General features: G+C 71.1%; 12 protein-coding genes. 8 read left to right on the forward strand and 4 right to left on the reverse strand.

Annotated elements, in window-relative coordinates:
- The first annotated feature begins 131 nt into the window (after nt 1-131).
- Complete coding sequence (gene rpsA / locus E7Z53_RS09980) at nt 132-1,622, forward strand: 30S ribosomal protein S1 (protein ID WP_035924005.1); 1,491 nt, start codon at nt 132-134, stop codon at nt 1,620-1,622.
- Between the two features lie 114 nt (nt 1,623-1,736).
- Here the strand turns inward: rpsA and E7Z53_RS09985 are convergent, their stop codons facing one another.
- Nucleotides 1,737-2,456 (reverse strand): IMPACT family protein, encoded by a 720-nt coding sequence (locus tag E7Z53_RS09985; RefSeq protein ID WP_035924004.1) that lies wholly within the window; start codon nt 2,454-2,456, stop codon nt 1,737-1,739.
- A gap of 90 nt (nt 2,457-2,546) precedes the next feature.
- On the opposite strand from E7Z53_RS09985, the gene E7Z53_RS09990 reads away from it, so the two are divergent.
- From E7Z53_RS09990 to E7Z53_RS10010, 5 genes are all read left to right on the forward strand, one after another.
- On the forward strand, nt 2,547-4,268 hold the full coding sequence (locus tag E7Z53_RS09990) for an alpha-amylase family protein (RefSeq protein ID WP_017832860.1): 1,722 nt from the start codon (nt 2,547-2,549) through the stop codon (nt 4,266-4,268).
- Between the two features lie 44 nt (nt 4,269-4,312).
- Nucleotides 4,313-4,930, forward strand: a complete 618-nt coding sequence (coaE, locus tag E7Z53_RS09995; protein ID WP_176337689.1) for a dephospho-CoA kinase — start codon at nt 4,313-4,315, stop codon at nt 4,928-4,930.
- A 137-nt stretch (nt 4,931-5,067) separates the two neighbouring features.
- Nucleotides 5,068-6,825, forward strand: a complete 1,758-nt coding sequence (locus E7Z53_RS10000) for a BCCT family transporter (protein WP_017832858.1) — start codon at nt 5,068-5,070, stop codon at nt 6,823-6,825.
- 121 nt (nt 6,826-6,946) lie between these two features.
- Nucleotides 6,947-7,216: a hypothetical protein gene (locus E7Z53_RS10005; RefSeq protein WP_017832857.1), complete on the forward strand. Its 270-nt coding sequence runs from the start codon at nt 6,947-6,949 to the stop codon at nt 7,214-7,216.
- A gap of 228 nt (nt 7,217-7,444) precedes the next feature.
- Nucleotides 7,445-8,614: a hypothetical protein gene (locus tag E7Z53_RS10010; RefSeq protein ID WP_152609221.1), complete on the forward strand. Its 1,170-nt coding sequence runs from the start codon at nt 7,445-7,447 to the stop codon at nt 8,612-8,614.
- A 103-nt stretch (nt 8,615-8,717) separates the two neighbouring features.
- On the opposite strand, the gene E7Z53_RS10015 is transcribed toward E7Z53_RS10010, so the two are convergent.
- From E7Z53_RS10015 to E7Z53_RS10025, 3 genes are read right to left on the reverse strand one after another with little or no spacing between them, the layout of a single operon-like run.
- A complete protein-coding gene (locus E7Z53_RS10015) occupies nt 8,718-9,776 on the reverse strand; it encodes a LacI family DNA-binding transcriptional regulator (RefSeq protein WP_217905639.1) in 1,059 nt (352 codons plus the stop codon).
- A complete protein-coding gene (locus tag E7Z53_RS10020) occupies nt 9,773-10,561 on the reverse strand; it encodes a TIM barrel protein (RefSeq protein WP_176337690.1) in 789 nt (262 codons plus the stop codon). Before E7Z53_RS10020 ends, E7Z53_RS10015 begins: the two co-directional genes overlap by 4 nt.
- A complete protein-coding gene (locus E7Z53_RS10025; RefSeq protein WP_017832853.1) occupies nt 10,558-11,586 on the reverse strand; it encodes a Gfo/Idh/MocA family oxidoreductase in 1,029 nt (342 codons plus the stop codon). The genes E7Z53_RS10020 and E7Z53_RS10025 overlap by 4 nt, the downstream gene beginning before the upstream one ends.
- A gap of 186 nt (nt 11,587-11,772) precedes the next feature.
- On the opposite strand from E7Z53_RS10025, the gene E7Z53_RS10030 reads away from it, so the two are divergent.
- Both E7Z53_RS10030 and E7Z53_RS10035 read left to right on the forward strand, forming a co-directional pair.
- Nucleotides 11,773-12,072: a GntR family transcriptional regulator gene (locus E7Z53_RS10030; protein WP_017832852.1), complete on the forward strand. Its 300-nt coding sequence runs from the start codon at nt 11,773-11,775 to the stop codon at nt 12,070-12,072.
- Nucleotides 12,073-12,296: 224 nt separating this feature from the next.
- Nucleotides 12,297-13,793 carry a sugar porter family MFS transporter gene (locus E7Z53_RS10035; protein WP_176337691.1) on the forward strand — a complete coding sequence of 499 codons (1,497 nt, stop codon included), beginning with the start codon at nt 12,297-12,299 and terminating at the stop codon, nt 13,791-13,793.
- The last annotated feature ends 2 nt before the right edge of the window (nt 13,794-13,795 follow it).

A 13,795-nucleotide genomic window follows, 5' to 3' on the forward strand; every position in this document is an offset into this window, starting at 1 on the left:
TCCGTCCGTAGACTGACCCGGTGCGTGCTCTGCACGTGCCCTGTCCAGCAATCCTTCGGAACGGCCGCGGTCCGGCCGGACAATCTCCGTTCCGACTGATCACAAACTATCCCCATCGGAGCCCCTACTACATGACCACCACCACCCCGCAGGTTGCCGTCAACGACATCGGGTCCGCCGAGGACTTCCTCGCCGCTGTCGACGCGACCATCAAGTACTTCAACGACGGCGACCTCGTCGAGGGCACCGTCGTCAAGGTCGACCGCGACGAGGTCCTTCTCGACATCGGCTACAAGACCGAGGGCGTCATCCCGTCCCGCGAGCTGTCCATCAAGCACGATGTCGACCCGGACGAGGTCGTGACCGTGGGTGATGAGGTCGAGGCTCTGGTCCTCACCAAGGAGGACAAGGAAGGCCGCCTGATCCTGTCCAAGAAGCGGGCTCAGTACGAGCGCGCCTGGGGCGACATCGAGAAGATCAAGGAGGACGACGGCGTCGTCACCGGCACCGTCATCGAGGTCGTCAAGGGCGGCCTCATCCTCGACATCGGCCTGCGCGGCTTCCTCCCCGCCTCTCTCGTCGAGATGCGCCGCGTGCGCGACCTCGCGCCGTACATCGGCCAGCAGATCGAGGCGAAGATCATCGAGCTGGACAAGAACCGCAACAACGTGGTCCTGTCCCGCCGTGCCTGGCTCGAGCAAACCCAGTCCGAGGTCCGCTCCAACTTCCTGCACAAGCTCGAGAAGGGCCAGGTCCGCACGGGCACGGTCTCCTCGATCGTCAACTTCGGTGCCTTCGTGGACCTGGGCGGCGTCGACGGCCTCGTGCACGTCTCCGAGCTGTCCTGGAAGCACATCGACCACCCCTCCGAGGTCGTCGAGGTCGGCCAGGAGGTCACCGTCGAGGTCCTGGACGTCGACATGGACCGCGAGCGCGTCTCCCTGTCGCTGAAGGCGACCCAGGAGGACCCGTGGCAGCTGTTCGCCCGCACCCACGCCCTCGGGCAGGTCGTGCCGGGCAAGGTCACCAAGCTCGTCCCCTTCGGCGCGTTCGTGCGCGTCGAGGACGGCATCGAGGGCCTGGTGCACATCTCCGAGCTGGCCCAGCGCCACGTGGACATGGCCGAGCAGGTCGTCTCCGTGGGCGACGAGCTGTTCGTCAAGGTCATCGACATCGACCTGGACCGCCGCCGCATCTCGCTGTCGCTCAAGCAGGCCAACGAGGGCGTGGACCCGGACTCCACCGAGTTCGACCCGGCCCAGTACGGCATGGCCGCCGAGTACGACGACCAGGGCAACTACAAGTACCCCGAGGGCTTCGATCCCGAGACCAACGAGTGGATCGAGGGCTACGAGACCCAGCGCGCCGCCTGGGAGCAGCAGTACGCCGACGCCCAGTCGCGCTGGGAGGCGCACAAGGAGCAGGTCCGGAAGTCGATCGCCGAGGACGCCGAGGCCGCTGCCGGCGGCACGACGAGCTCCTCGTCCTCGTCCTCCTCGTCCTCCTCCTCGTCCGCGCCGGCCCCGACCAGCTACTCCTCCGAGGCCCCGGCCGCCGACTCCGGCACCCTGGCCTCCGACGAGGCCCTGGCCGCTCTGCGCGAGAAGCTGACCGGAGCCTGATCCGACAGGCACCGCCAGGCCGTTCCGCACGGCGCTGACCACGACGGCCCCCACCCTTCGCAGGGCGGGGGCCGTCGTGCTGTCCCCGGGGCCGCCGGACCGGCCGGGCGCCGCTCAGGGCCGGCTGCCGGCGGGGGTGTCCACCCAGTCCGTGCCGACGGGCCGCAGGACACCGGCGCCGGCGGTCAGCGAGGCCACGCGGGAGTGCAGCGCGGCGACGGCCGCGTCGTCGTCGGGCAGGGCGAGGCCCAGCTCCGCGCCGGCCGCCCCGTAGGCGGTGTCCAGGACCGTGGTCCCGGCCGCGCGCAGCTCGTTCTCGATCCGGCCCGCGTCCGCGTGGGAGGCGGGGAGCCGGTAGAGGCGCTGCCGCCGGCGGACCACCAGGGACGCGCCGTCGAGGGCCTGGGACACGGCCTCGGAGTAGGCCCGGACCAGCCCTCCGGCGCCGAGCAGGGTGCCGCCGAACCAGCGGACCACCACGGCGCTCACGTCCGAGAGGTCGGTGACGTCCCGGCCGGCCGCGTCTGTGGCGGTGCGCCGCAGCACGAGGGCCTCGAGCATTGGCAGACCCGCGGTGCCCGCGGGCTCGCCGTCGTCGGAGGAGCGCTGCACGTCCCGGTCCGGGCCCAGGACGAACGCCGAGCAGTGGTGGCGGGCGTCGTGGAATCCGCGCCGCAGCTCCTCGGCCAGGGCCCGGGCCTCGGCCTCCGTGGACGCCCGGCGCAGCACCGCCAGGAAGCGGGAGCGCTTGATCTCCAGCTCGGCCACCGCCTCCGTGCCCGCGGCGAGCGTCGTGTACCGGGTCGCGCGGCTGAGCAGGGGGTCCGGGTCCATGCTCCCCACTCTAGGCCGGGCCCCGCGCGCCCTCGACGGGACCGGGACGGGGTGCTAGACAGGGGAGCAGCCGCGACCGAGGGAGCAGACATGCGCATCGCCGACACCTCCGACCTCTGGTGGAAGCAGGCGGTCGTGTACTGCGTGGACGTCGAGCGGTTCCTGGACACGGACGGCAACGGCGTCGGCGACATCGCCGGGCTGGCCGAGAGGGTTGACTACCTGGCGGAGCTCGGCGTCACCTGCCTGTGGCTCATGCCGTTCTACCCTTCGCCCAACCGGGACGACGGCTACGACATCACCGACTTCTACGGCGTCGACCAGCGGCTGGGCAGCTTCGGCGACCTCGTGGAGCTCGTCCGCACCGCCCAGGACCGCGGTCTGCGGGTCATCGCCGACCTCGTGGTCAACCACACCTCCGACCAGCACCCGTGGTTCCAGGCCGCCCGCTCGAGCACGGACAGCCCGTACCGCGACTACTACGTGTGGCGGGCCGACGAGCCGCCGGACACCTCCGGGAAGGCCGTGTTCCCCGACCAGGAGGGCGGCATCTGGACCCGGGACGAGATCACCGGGCACTGGTACCTGCACCGCTTCTACCGCCACCAGCCGGACCTCAACCTCTCCCACCCCAAGGTGCGGGACGAGATCGCGAAGATCGTCGGGTTCTGGCTGCACCTGGGCCTCGACGGCTTCCGCGTGGACGGGATCCCCCAGCTGCTCACGCTGGCGCAGGGCGACGACTTCGAGAACCAGGGCGGGTTCACGGACCCGCACGGGTTCCTGCGCTCGCTGCGCAGGTTCGCCAACCGCCGCAACGGCCGGGCCGCCCTGCTGGGCGAGGTCAATCTGCCCTACCAGCAGCAGCTCGAGCTGTTCGGCACGGAGGACGCGGGGGAGCTGACCATGATCTTCGACTTCGTGGCCATGCAGAACCTCTACCTCTCGTTGGCCCGCCGGGACGCCGGGCCGCTGGCGACCGCCCTGAAGAACCGGCCCCGCATCCCGCAGGACGCCCAGTGGGCCAACTTCGTGCGCAACCACGACGAGCTCACCCTCGATCAGCTCTCCGCGTCCGAGCGGGAGGAGGTCTTCGCCGCCTTCGGGCCCGAGGAGCGCATGCAGATCTACGGCCGGGGCCTCACCCGGCGGCTGCCGCCCATGCTGGACGGGGACCGGCAGCGCATCCGGATGGTCTACTCGCTGCTCTTCTCCCTGCCGGGCACCCCGGTGCTGTACTACGGCGAGGAGATCGGCATGGGCGAGAATCTCGCCGCCGAGGGCCGCATGGCCGTCCGCACGCCCATGCAGTGGACCTCCGGGCGCAACGGGGGGTTCTCCTCCGCCGGCGCCGAGGACCTCTCCGGTCCCGTCGTCGAGGGAGAGTTCGGCCCCGCGGCCGTGAACGTGGCCGACGCCAAGCGGGACCCGGACTCCCTGCTGAACTTCGTCACCACCCTGGCCCGCCGCTACCGCGAGTGCACCGAGCTGGCCTGGGGGCCCGCCGAGGTCCTGGACCAGCCGCGGCGGGAGGTCCTCGCCCACCGGTGCTCGTGGGAGGGCTCCGGCATCGTGGCGCTGCACAACTTCTCCGCCGAGCCCACCACGGTGCCGCTGCGGCTGCCGGACGAGGAGGAGGGCACCGAGCTGCTGGACCTGCTGGGCAGCGGGACGTGCACCCTCGACGCCGACTCCTCGGCCGAGCTGGCCCTGGAGGGCTACGGGTACCGCTGGCTGCGGGTGCAGCGGGCGCACGGGCCCGGCACGCTGCCGGACGTCATGACCACCGTGGCCGGGGCCGGGGAGGCCTGAGCGCCCGGCGGGGCGCGGCCGGGACCGGCCGATAGCATGGTCCCATGCTGACCATCGGACTCACCGGCGGGATCGCCTCGGGCAAGTCCACGGTCTCCCGGCGGCTCATGGAGCTCGGGGCCACCGTGGTCGACGCCGACGCGATCGCCCGCGCCCTGCAGGAGCCGGGCCGGCCCGGCCTCGAGGGGATCGTGGAGGAGTTCGGACCCTCCGTGCTGACCCCGGACGGCCGCCTGGACCGGGCCGCGCTCGGCGCCCGCGTGTTCGCGGACCCGGAGGCGCGCGCCCGGCTCAACGCGATCATCCACCCCCTCGTCCGGGCGGAGGCCGAGCGGCTCGCGGCCGCGGCCGGGGAGGACGCCGTCCTGGTCGAGGACATCCCGCTGCTCGTGGAGACCGGCCAGCACGGGCGCTTCGACCTCGTCCTCACGGTCCAGGCCCCGGCAGAGGAGCGCGTGCGGCGGATGGTCGAGGACCGCGGCATGACGGAGGCCGACGCCCGCGCCCGGATCGCCGCCCAGGCCACCGACGAGGAGCGGGCAGCCGTCTCCAGCACCGTGCTGGTCAACGACGGCACCGTGCAGCGCCTGCGCGACCGCGTGGACGCGTGGTGGGAGTGGCACGTGGAGCCGCCCCTGGCGTCCACGCCGTCCCCGGAGTGAGCCTCCGCCTCAGGACGACCACGCGGTAGGGTCGTAGCAACCAGAACGCACCACCGATCCACACGACCGACGCACACAACCGAGACACGGCGGCCGTCCGCTCGTCCGAGGCCGAGGGCAGCCGGGGAAGCACGGCGATGCTGAACAGACTGCACGACTCCCTGCGACTGCGGACCAGTCCCACCATCTTCTTCGGCTCCGCGCTGGTGATCGCCGCGTTCGTGGTCCTGACGCTGGTGTTCACGGAGTTCATGGACGCTGTCTTCGCGGACGGCTCGACCTGGGTGATCGAACAGCTCGGCTGGTTCTACATCCTGGGTGTGACCGTCTTCCTGCTGTTCCTGATCTACCTCATGGTCAGCCGCTTCGGTCAGGTCCGGCTCGGGGCCGACGACGAACGGCCCCAGCACACCAACCTGTCCTGGTTCTCGATGCTCTTCGCCGCGGGCATCGGCACGATCCTGATGTTCTGGGCCGTCGCCGAACCGGTGAACCACTTCGCGAACCCGCCCCGGCAGGGCGTCGAGCCGGCCTCCATGGAGGCCGCCACCGAGGCGATGGGCTTCACGCTCTACCACTTCGGGCTGCACACCTGGACGATCTTCACCCTCCCGGCACTGGCCTTCGGCTACTTCATGTACAAGCGCAACCTCCCGCCGCGGGTGAGCTCCATGTTCCAGCCGCTGCTGGGGGAGCGCATCCACGGGCCGGTCGGGCGGCTCATCGACATCCTGGCCATCGTCGGCACCCTCTTCGGCGTGGCCGTCTCGATCGGGCTCGGCACCATGCAGATCAACAGCGGCCTGGCACGGCTCTTCGGCATCTCCGAGTCGGCGCTGTCGCAGATCCTCATCATCGCCGCCGTCAGCCTCGTCGCCTCGGTCTCCGTGGCCCTCGGCCTCGACCGGGGCATCAAGCGGCTGTCCAACACCAACATCCTCATCGCGATCGCCCTGCTGGTCTTCATCCTCGTCTCCGGGCCCACCGTGCTGATGCTCAAGGGCATGGTCGAGTCCGCCGGCACGTACCTGTCGATGCTCCCGGCGCTCGCCTTCTGGAACGACTCGCTCGCGGACACCGGGTGGCAGAGCGGCTGGACCGTCTTCTACTGGGCGTGGACCATCACGTGGTCCCCGTTCGTGGGCATCTTCATCGCCCGCATCTCCCGCGGCCGTACCATCCGCCAGTTCGTCTCCGGGGTGCTCGCCTTCCCCACGCTGTTCTCCGTCATCTGGTTCGGGATCTTCGGCATGGGCGTGTTCGACATCGAGCTCAACGGCGGGGGCGGGCTCGTGGAGGCCGTCGTCGACGAGGGCGACATCCCCGGCGCGATGTTCGTCTTCCTCGAGAACTTCCCGTTCTCCACCGTCACCTCCGCCGTGGGCGTGCTCATCGTGGTGCTGTTCTTCATCACCTCGATCGACTCGGCCGCCCTGGTCATGGACACCATGGGCAGCGGCCACGAGGAGGAGTCCCCGGTGCACCAGCGCGTGTTCTGGGTCGTCGCCATCGGCCTCATCGCCGCGATCCTGCTGACCGCCACCGGCGCCACCGGGCTCGCCGCCCTGCAGAACGTGGCGATCCTCATCGGCCTGCCGTTCTTCGTGCTCGGGTACGTGATGATCTACTCGCTGCTCCGGGCCCTGCGCGAGGACGCCGGGGAGGTGGGCGTCCTGCCCACCCGCCAGTGGCGCCGGGTGCTGCCGCCCGAGGAGTTCCGGCGCCGCACCTCCACCGGCGCCGAGGTGGACGAGGAGATCGTCGTGGCCCCGGACTACGTGCACGGCTCGGAGCCGGCCAACGCCCCGGCCATCGAGCACCCGGAGCAGCCCGACTACGTGCGGGAGTACCGCACGAGCACCGGCTCCCTCAAGCAGATCCGCGACGTCGAGTAGCCGCCCGCACACCAGGGACCGTACGGGCCCACCGGCGTCACACCCGCCGGTGGGCCCGGTCCGTGCCGGCACCCAGGCGCTAGACTGGTGATCACCATCACAGTCGGCAACGGGGGACGTCATGGCGCGGAACAGGCAGAACACCAACCGGGACGGCGAGCAGCAGCACCGCATCCTCGACCGGCTCAACGCCATCGCGATGCGCGTCTACGGGCCGGGGGACCGGCTGGCCCAGGCGCAGGAGGGCGAGAGGATGAGCGAGGCCGCCCAGACCTGGTACCAGGAGGTCCAGGAACACTTCTACGTGGAGAAGGACGAGCACGGCAACGAGTACCTCTACCACCGGGACGACTCCGGCGAGGGCACGAACACCGGCAGCTCGCGCAACTAGAACTCTCGCGAAGGGCGGGGAGCCTCCGGAGGCTCCCCGCCCTTCTGCGTGCGCTCTCCGGACGGGCGGAGGCGACGGGACGGCGCCGTGTCGGGTCAGCGCCCCGAGCCCTGGTCCCCGATAGGCTCCGAGAGCGCCGGAACACCCCTGCCCGGGACGCACCCGCCCCTGCACCGAGAGCGAGCACCTGTCGTGACACCGGATCCCCACCCCGTCTCCCGGACCGCCGTGACCGGAAGCCGAATCGTCCACGTCCAGCAGGAGCAGCGGGAGGACCTGTTCTGGCGCGGCGCCGCGGTGGTCGGCCTGTTCTTCGTCGCGGCCATCGTCGCGCTCTTCATCGGCGTCCCCGTCTGGCTGATGATCGCGTTCTGGAACCCGTGGCTGCTGTTCACTCTGGTCTTCGTGGCGGCCGGGGTCCTGCTCCTTGTCAGGACGGTGGACCTGGTGCGCAGGGGAGCCTGGCACGCCCGCCACCGCTCGACCTATACCCTGCGCGAGACCGGCATCGAGACGACCGAGTGGAACACCTTCGGCGCCGACGCACCGGTCCGCCGGGCCATCCCGTGGGAGGCCGTGGCCTCCGTCGTGGCCTCCTACCGGATCCTGCGCCGCACGATCCTCGTCGAGAACGGCGGCGGAACACTGACCGAGACGGCCCCCGTCCTGCACATCCTGTTCGACCAGGACGGGAGCCGCCGGATCACGAGCGTCCCCTTCTCCTCGCACAAGGACCCCGCGGTCGACGTCTGGATCGCAGCGCTGCGGAAGCACGGCGTGGAACTGGGCTACACCGCCCGGCCGCTCTCGTGGAAGGGCGAGGCCTACCTCGGCCCCGAGGCCCAGCTCGAGCACCTCGCGACCACCGAAGAGGTCATCCCCTTTCCCGCCACCGGCGGGTGGCTGGACAACACGATCCGGCTGGAGAACCGCTGGCATCAGAACGCCGCGCAGGCCCAGGAGCAGGCGGAGCGCCGGGACCCCGCGCTGCGGGAGGCGCGTCAGCGGCCCACCGGCCGGCACTGGATCCTCGGTGCATGGTTCGCCGGCATGTACGCCCTGAGCGCCGGCTTCCTGCTGCCCTACCTCGTCCAGCACGGGTGGTTGCCCGCCGCCGTCTGGCCGCTGGAGCTCCTCGTGGTCCTGCCGGCGGCCGCGCTCTTCTTCCTGCCGCTGCGCCGTGGCCTGCGCTGGTTCCACGGGCTGGTGTGCTGGCTTCTGCTGGTGGTCATCTCCTTCTCGGTGCTGGTGGGCAGCGTGGAGATGGGGCCGGCTGCCGAGCAGACCGCGATGATCGGCTTCGGGCTGACCGTCCTCTCCGCGGCCCTGCTGTGGGCCCCGTACCTGCTCGTGCAGCGCAGCGTGCCCCGGCACGACCTCGTCGGGGGCCCCGTGTAGTCCGTTCATCGGGGGACAGGCGGGGTTCCTGATCGGTGCGGAAGGGCCCCGTCCCGCAAGTGCCGCCTGCCCGGTCCTGGGCCGGAGTGGCGAGGGAGCCGCCTCAGGGGGCAGCGGGGACGGGTGCGGTGCTGGTGCGGGTGACCAGCCGGGCGGGGAGCACCACGTGCTCGCCGGTCACCGCGGTGTCCTCAGCCGTCGCATCCAAGCGGCGCAGCGCCAGATCCACGGCGGTGTGCGCGAGCAGGCAGGGGTCCTGGGCCAGGGTGGTGAGGTCGAGGTAGGGCAGGGACGCCTGCTCGGAGTCGTCGAAGCCGACCACCGACAGGTCCTCGGGCACGCACCGGCCCAGGACGCGGGCCTGGCTGATCACCCCGACGGCGCAGCGGTCGTTGAAGGCGATGACAGCGGTCGGCGCGGGGTCCTGGGCCAGGAGCCCGGTGATGGCGGTGGCGCCGCCGGCCTCCGAGGCGCTGCCGCGCACGATCAGCATCTCGTCGACCAGGCCCGCGGCGGCCATGGTGTCCTGGTAGCCGGCCCGGCGCCGCGCCCCGCCGGCCTCGCGGTCGGCGTCGATGTAGGCGATCCGCCGGTGCCCCAGGTCGAGGAGGTGCTCCACGGCCAGCACCGCGCCGCGGTGGTCGTCGGTGGCCACGCTGTCGAAGGCCGCCGCGTCGAAAGCCCGGGTGACGGAGACGACCGGCAGGGTCGCACTGATCTGCTCGAGACGGGCCCGCGGCAGGGCGCTGCCCAGCAGGACCAGGGCCTCGCACCGGTCGCGCAGCAGGGCCTCCAACGCGGCGTCCTCCGCCCGGTGCGGTGTGACGGCCGAGAGCACGACGTCGTAGCCCCGCTGCTGGGCGGCGGTGTGGACGCCGTCGAGGATCTCTCCGTGGAAGGGCTGCACGGGCTCGAAGGCCACCCCCAGCAGCCGGGAGCGGCCCTGGCGCAGCAGCCGGGCACGTTCGTCGCGGCGGTAGCCCAGCTCGGCGGCGACCCGCAGGACGTGGGCCCGGGTCTCCTCGCTGGCGCCGGGGGCGTCGCGGAAGACGATCGAGACCAGGGGCTGGGAGACCCCGGCCGCCCGGGCGACGTCGCGCATGGTGACGCGGCGCCCGGACGGGTGGCCGGGGGCTTCCCGCCCCGGGGCGTCCGGGCTCACGGGCAGGGAACGGTGAAGGCGTCCCGGAATCGTCTCAGCGCCAGCTCGGGGTCGGCGGCGGCAAAGGCCTCCATCGCAATCACTCCTTCGTATCCGGCCTCGGCCAGGGCGGTGGCCACCCGGGGGAAGTGGATCTCCCCGGTGCCCGGCTCGCACCGCCCGGGGACGTCGGCCACCTGGATCTCCCCCACGTACGGGAGGGCCCTCCGGCACAGTTCTACCAGGTTCCCCTCCCCGATCTGGGCGTGGTAGAGGTCCAGGTTCAGCCGCAGGTGCGGACTGTCCACCGCCGCGACCAGCGCCAGGGTGTCCTCGGCCGCCCCGAAAGGCACCCCCGGGTGGTCGACGGCGCGGTTGAGGTTCTCCAGGGTGAAGACCCGCCCGTGGCGCTCGCCCAGGACGGCCAGCCGCTCCAGCGTGCGGGCCGCTGCCAGCCAGTCCGCCCCGGTGACCACCTCGTGCGGCACCACGGGGAGCCCCTGGGGGTCCAAGCCGGTGCCGTGGACGTTGAGCCGGGGGCAGTCGAGGACCTCGGCGGCGGCCAGCGAGTCCTCTGCGGTGCGCAGCAGTTCCGCCGCCCCGTCCGGGTCCACGAGGGCCCCGCGCACGTAGCCGGTCATCGATCCGAACCGGGCCCCGGTGGCGGCCAGGGCGGGCAGGTCCTTGGTGGTCCAGTCCCAGATCTCCACCTCGAACCCGGCCTCGTGCAGCCGGCGCACCCGCTGCTCGAACGGCAGGTCGACGAAGACCATCTCCGCGCTCGCCGCCAGGGTGAAGCCGCTCATCGGGTGGCTCCCACCGGGTCCAGGCTCACCGGGGCGCCGGTGCGGCAGGACTCGACGCACCCCAGGGCGATCCGCAGCGCGTCCCGGGCCGCCTCCACCCCCGGACCCGGCGAGAGGTGTCCGAGGGCGGTGTCGGTGAAGGCCTGCAGCTCCGCGGTGTAGGCGCCGCGCATCGACTGGGTGTCGGCGCGGACGGTCTCGGCGGCGATGCCCTCCGGGCCGTAGTAGCGCATGCTCGAGGCCGCCAGGTCCCCGGCGGTGACCATGCCGGCGGAGCCGAAGGCCTCCGCCCGGGTGTCGTAGCCGTAGGCGGCCGAGAAGCTGGCCTCGGCGGTGGCGATCGCCCCGTTGTCGTAGCGGATGGTGACCACGGCGGTGTCCAGCAGCCCGGCGTCCTTGAAGTCCGGGGCCACGAGGGCGTCGGCCACCGCGTGGACCTGTACCGCCCGGGCGGCGGGGTTGAGGAAGTTCAGGGTGTCGAAGTCGTGGATCAGGGTCTCCAGGAAGATCGTCCACGGGGCCACCGCGCCGGGGTTCGCCAGTCCCGGGTCGCGGGTGGTCGAGCGCAGCAGCTGCGGGGAGCCGATGCGCCCGGCCTCGATGGTCGCCCGGGCCTGCGGGAATCCGTCGGCGAAGCGGCGGTTGAACCCGATCCGGAACAGCACTCCGTGGGTTTCGACGGCCTGGTGGACCCGGTCGATCTCCTCCAGCGTCATCCCGGCCGGCTTCTCGCAGAAGATCGCCTTGCCGGCCGCGGCGACCTGCTCCACCAGCTCGGTGTGGAACCGGGCCGGTGCGGTGATCACCACCGCCTCCACCTCCGGGTCGGCCAGCAGCTCTGCGATGTCGGTGTAGGCCGCAGGCACGTACAACGCCTCCGCCAGGCGTGCCGCGGCGCCCTCGACGGGATCGGCGATCGCGACCAGTCGGGCGTTGGGCACGGTGCGGGTGATCAGCTCGGCATGGCTGGAACCGATCCGGCCGGCGCCGATCAGGCCGATGTTCAGGGTACGGGGCTCGGACACGGGATTCTCCTTCAGGTCAGGGTTGGAGCGCGGAAGGGGATGCCCGGGAACGGTGTCCTCAACATGTCCTGACAAACCCTTGGCAGAAACACTAGTACGTATTAGTGTGATCGCCAACACCTCTGCCGAACAAGTTTCCGGCAGCGCGTCGAAGGGCCGAGGCCCGGCCAGAAGAGGAGACCTTTCATGACCGAAACGCTGTCCCTGCCGATCGACAGGAACTCCCCGGTGCCCCTCTACCACCAACTCGCCCTCCTCCTGGAAGGGGTAATCCACAGCGGGGATCTGGCGCCGGGCACCAAGCTGGACAACGAGCTCGAGCTCGCGTCCCGACTGCGCATTGCCCGGGTCACCGTGCGCAGCGCTCTGCAGCATCTGGTCGAGGCCGGCCTGGTGGTACGCACCCCCGGATCCGGCACGCACGTCACCCCTCCCCACCGGTGGGCGCGCCCTCCGGCGCACTCCACGTCGCAGCAGTCGCTGTAGACGTTTCGCGACCGTCGCACCGGATGTCGGGTGCGGCAACCGACCGGAGAAGCCGCGAGCCCGTCCGGGCGGCGAAGTGCATTCCGCCGGCACGCCCGCCGGCCTTCAGCGGCGTCCTGCCTTCTCGGCCGATCCCCGATCCACCCGCACGAACAACCCACCATCCGACCGGTGCCGCACACGGTTCGACCGTGCTTCACGAGTTCATCACCCAAGGAGTTCCCATGTCCCACCATTCTCCGAGCGACAGCCGGGTCGCCCTCCCACCGTTGACCCAGGGGCCGCACCGTAAGCGGCTCGGACTGATCTCGGTCGTGGCCTGCCTGGGCGGGCTGCTGTTCGGCTACGACACCGGTGTCACCAACGGCGCCGAGGGGCCGATGGCCCAGGACCTGGGGCTGAACCTGCTCCAGCTGGGCGTGGTGATCAGCTCGCTCATCTTCGCCGCCGCCGTCGGCGCCCTGGTCTGGGGCCGGGTCTCGGACGCCTGGGGGAGGCGCAGGACGATCATCCTGCTGGCCGTGCTGTTCTTCCTCGGCACCGCCCTGGTGGTCCTCACCCCCACACCTGCTGAGGAGGGAACGTTCTCCCTCACCGGGTACACGGTCCTGGTCTGCGGCCGGATCCTGATCGGCCTCGCCGTCGGCGGAGCCTCCACGGTCGTGCCGGTGTACCTGGCCGAGCTCGCCCTCTACGAGATCCGCGGATCGATCACCGGCCGCAACGAACTGGCGATCGTGTTCGGCCAGCTCTCCGCCTTCGTGATGAACGCGATCATCGCCGTCACCCTCGGCGACGTCGTGGAGGGCATCTGGCGGATCATGTTCGCCGTCTCCGCGCTGCCGGCGATCGGTCTGTTCATCGGGATGCTGCGCATGCCCGAGTCCCCGCGCTGGCTCACCGAGAAGGGCCGGTACGACGAGGCCCTGGCGGTGCTGGAGACGGTCCGCCCGGCCGACCGGGCCAAGGCCGAGCTGCAGGAGATCGAGCGCATCGCCGCCATCGAGGTCCAGGCCCACCAGATCGGGCTGAAAGCGGTCCTGACGAACAAGTGGTTGCTGCGGATCATCCTGGTCGGTATCGGGGTCTCCATGACCCAGCAGCTGACCGGCATCAACTCCGTCATGTACTACGGCACCCGCATCCTGGAGGAGTCCGGGATGACAGCGCAGCAGGCCGTGCTGGCCAACATCGCCTTCGGTGTCGTGGCGGTGATCGGCGGCATCATCGCCCTGTACAACATGGACCGGCTCGACCGGCGCAAGACCTTCATCATCGGTTTGAGCCTCACCACGACCTGCCACCTGCTGATCGGGATCGCCGGCAATCTGCTTCCCGAAGGCCACCCGGCCCGCCCGATCGTGATCCTCGTCCTCGTGGTCGCCTTCGTGCTCTCGATGCAGACGTTCCTCAACGTCGCCGTCTGGGTGTGGCTGGCGGAGATCTTCCCGCTGCACATGCGCGGGTTGGGCATCGGCATCTCGGTGTTCTTCGGCTGGACCATGAACGGTTTCCTGGCCCTGTTCTTCCCCTCCCTCGTTGCCGCGGTCGGGATCTCCGGCACGTTCTTCCTCTTCGCCGGCATCGGCGTGATCGCCCTGATCTTCGTGGCCACCCAGGTCCCCGAGACCCGCAACCGCTCCCTGGAGGACCTCGAGGAGGACGTCTCCACCGGAGCGATCTACCAGGTCGCCGAGCCCGCCGACGCCCACCGGTCCTGAGC

Source organism: Kocuria salina, assembly GCF_013368965.1.
GTDB lineage: Bacteria > Actinomycetota > Actinomycetes > Actinomycetales > Micrococcaceae > Kocuria > Kocuria rosea.

What these genes read in the sequence shown, in the direction of transcription:
- rpsA (WP_035924005.1), top strand. Translation starts at nt 132, where the DNA reads ATGACCACCACCACCCCGCAGGTTGCCGTCAACGACATCGGGTCCGCC.
- E7Z53_RS09985 (WP_035924004.1), bottom strand. Translation starts at nt 2,456, where the DNA reads ATGGACCCGGACCCCCTGCTCAGCCGCGCGACCCGGTACACGACGCTC.
- E7Z53_RS09990 (WP_017832860.1), top strand. Translation starts at nt 2,547, where the DNA reads ATGCGCATCGCCGACACCTCCGACCTCTGGTGGAAGCAGGCGGTCGTG.
- coaE (WP_176337689.1), top strand. Translation starts at nt 4,313, where the DNA reads ATGCTGACCATCGGACTCACCGGCGGGATCGCCTCGGGCAAGTCCACG.
- E7Z53_RS10000 (WP_017832858.1), top strand. Translation starts at nt 5,068, where the DNA reads ATGCTGAACAGACTGCACGACTCCCTGCGACTGCGGACCAGTCCCACC.
- E7Z53_RS10005 (WP_017832857.1), top strand. Translation starts at nt 6,947, where the DNA reads ATGGCGCGGAACAGGCAGAACACCAACCGGGACGGCGAGCAGCAGCAC.
- E7Z53_RS10020 (WP_176337690.1), bottom strand. Translation starts at nt 10,561, where the DNA reads ATGAGCGGCTTCACCCTGGCGGCGAGCGCGGAGATGGTCTTCGTCGAC.
- E7Z53_RS10030 (WP_017832852.1), top strand. Translation starts at nt 11,773, where the DNA reads ATGACCGAAACGCTGTCCCTGCCGATCGACAGGAACTCCCCGGTGCCC.
- E7Z53_RS10035 (WP_176337691.1), top strand. Translation starts at nt 12,297, where the DNA reads ATGTCCCACCATTCTCCGAGCGACAGCCGGGTCGCCCTCCCACCGTTG.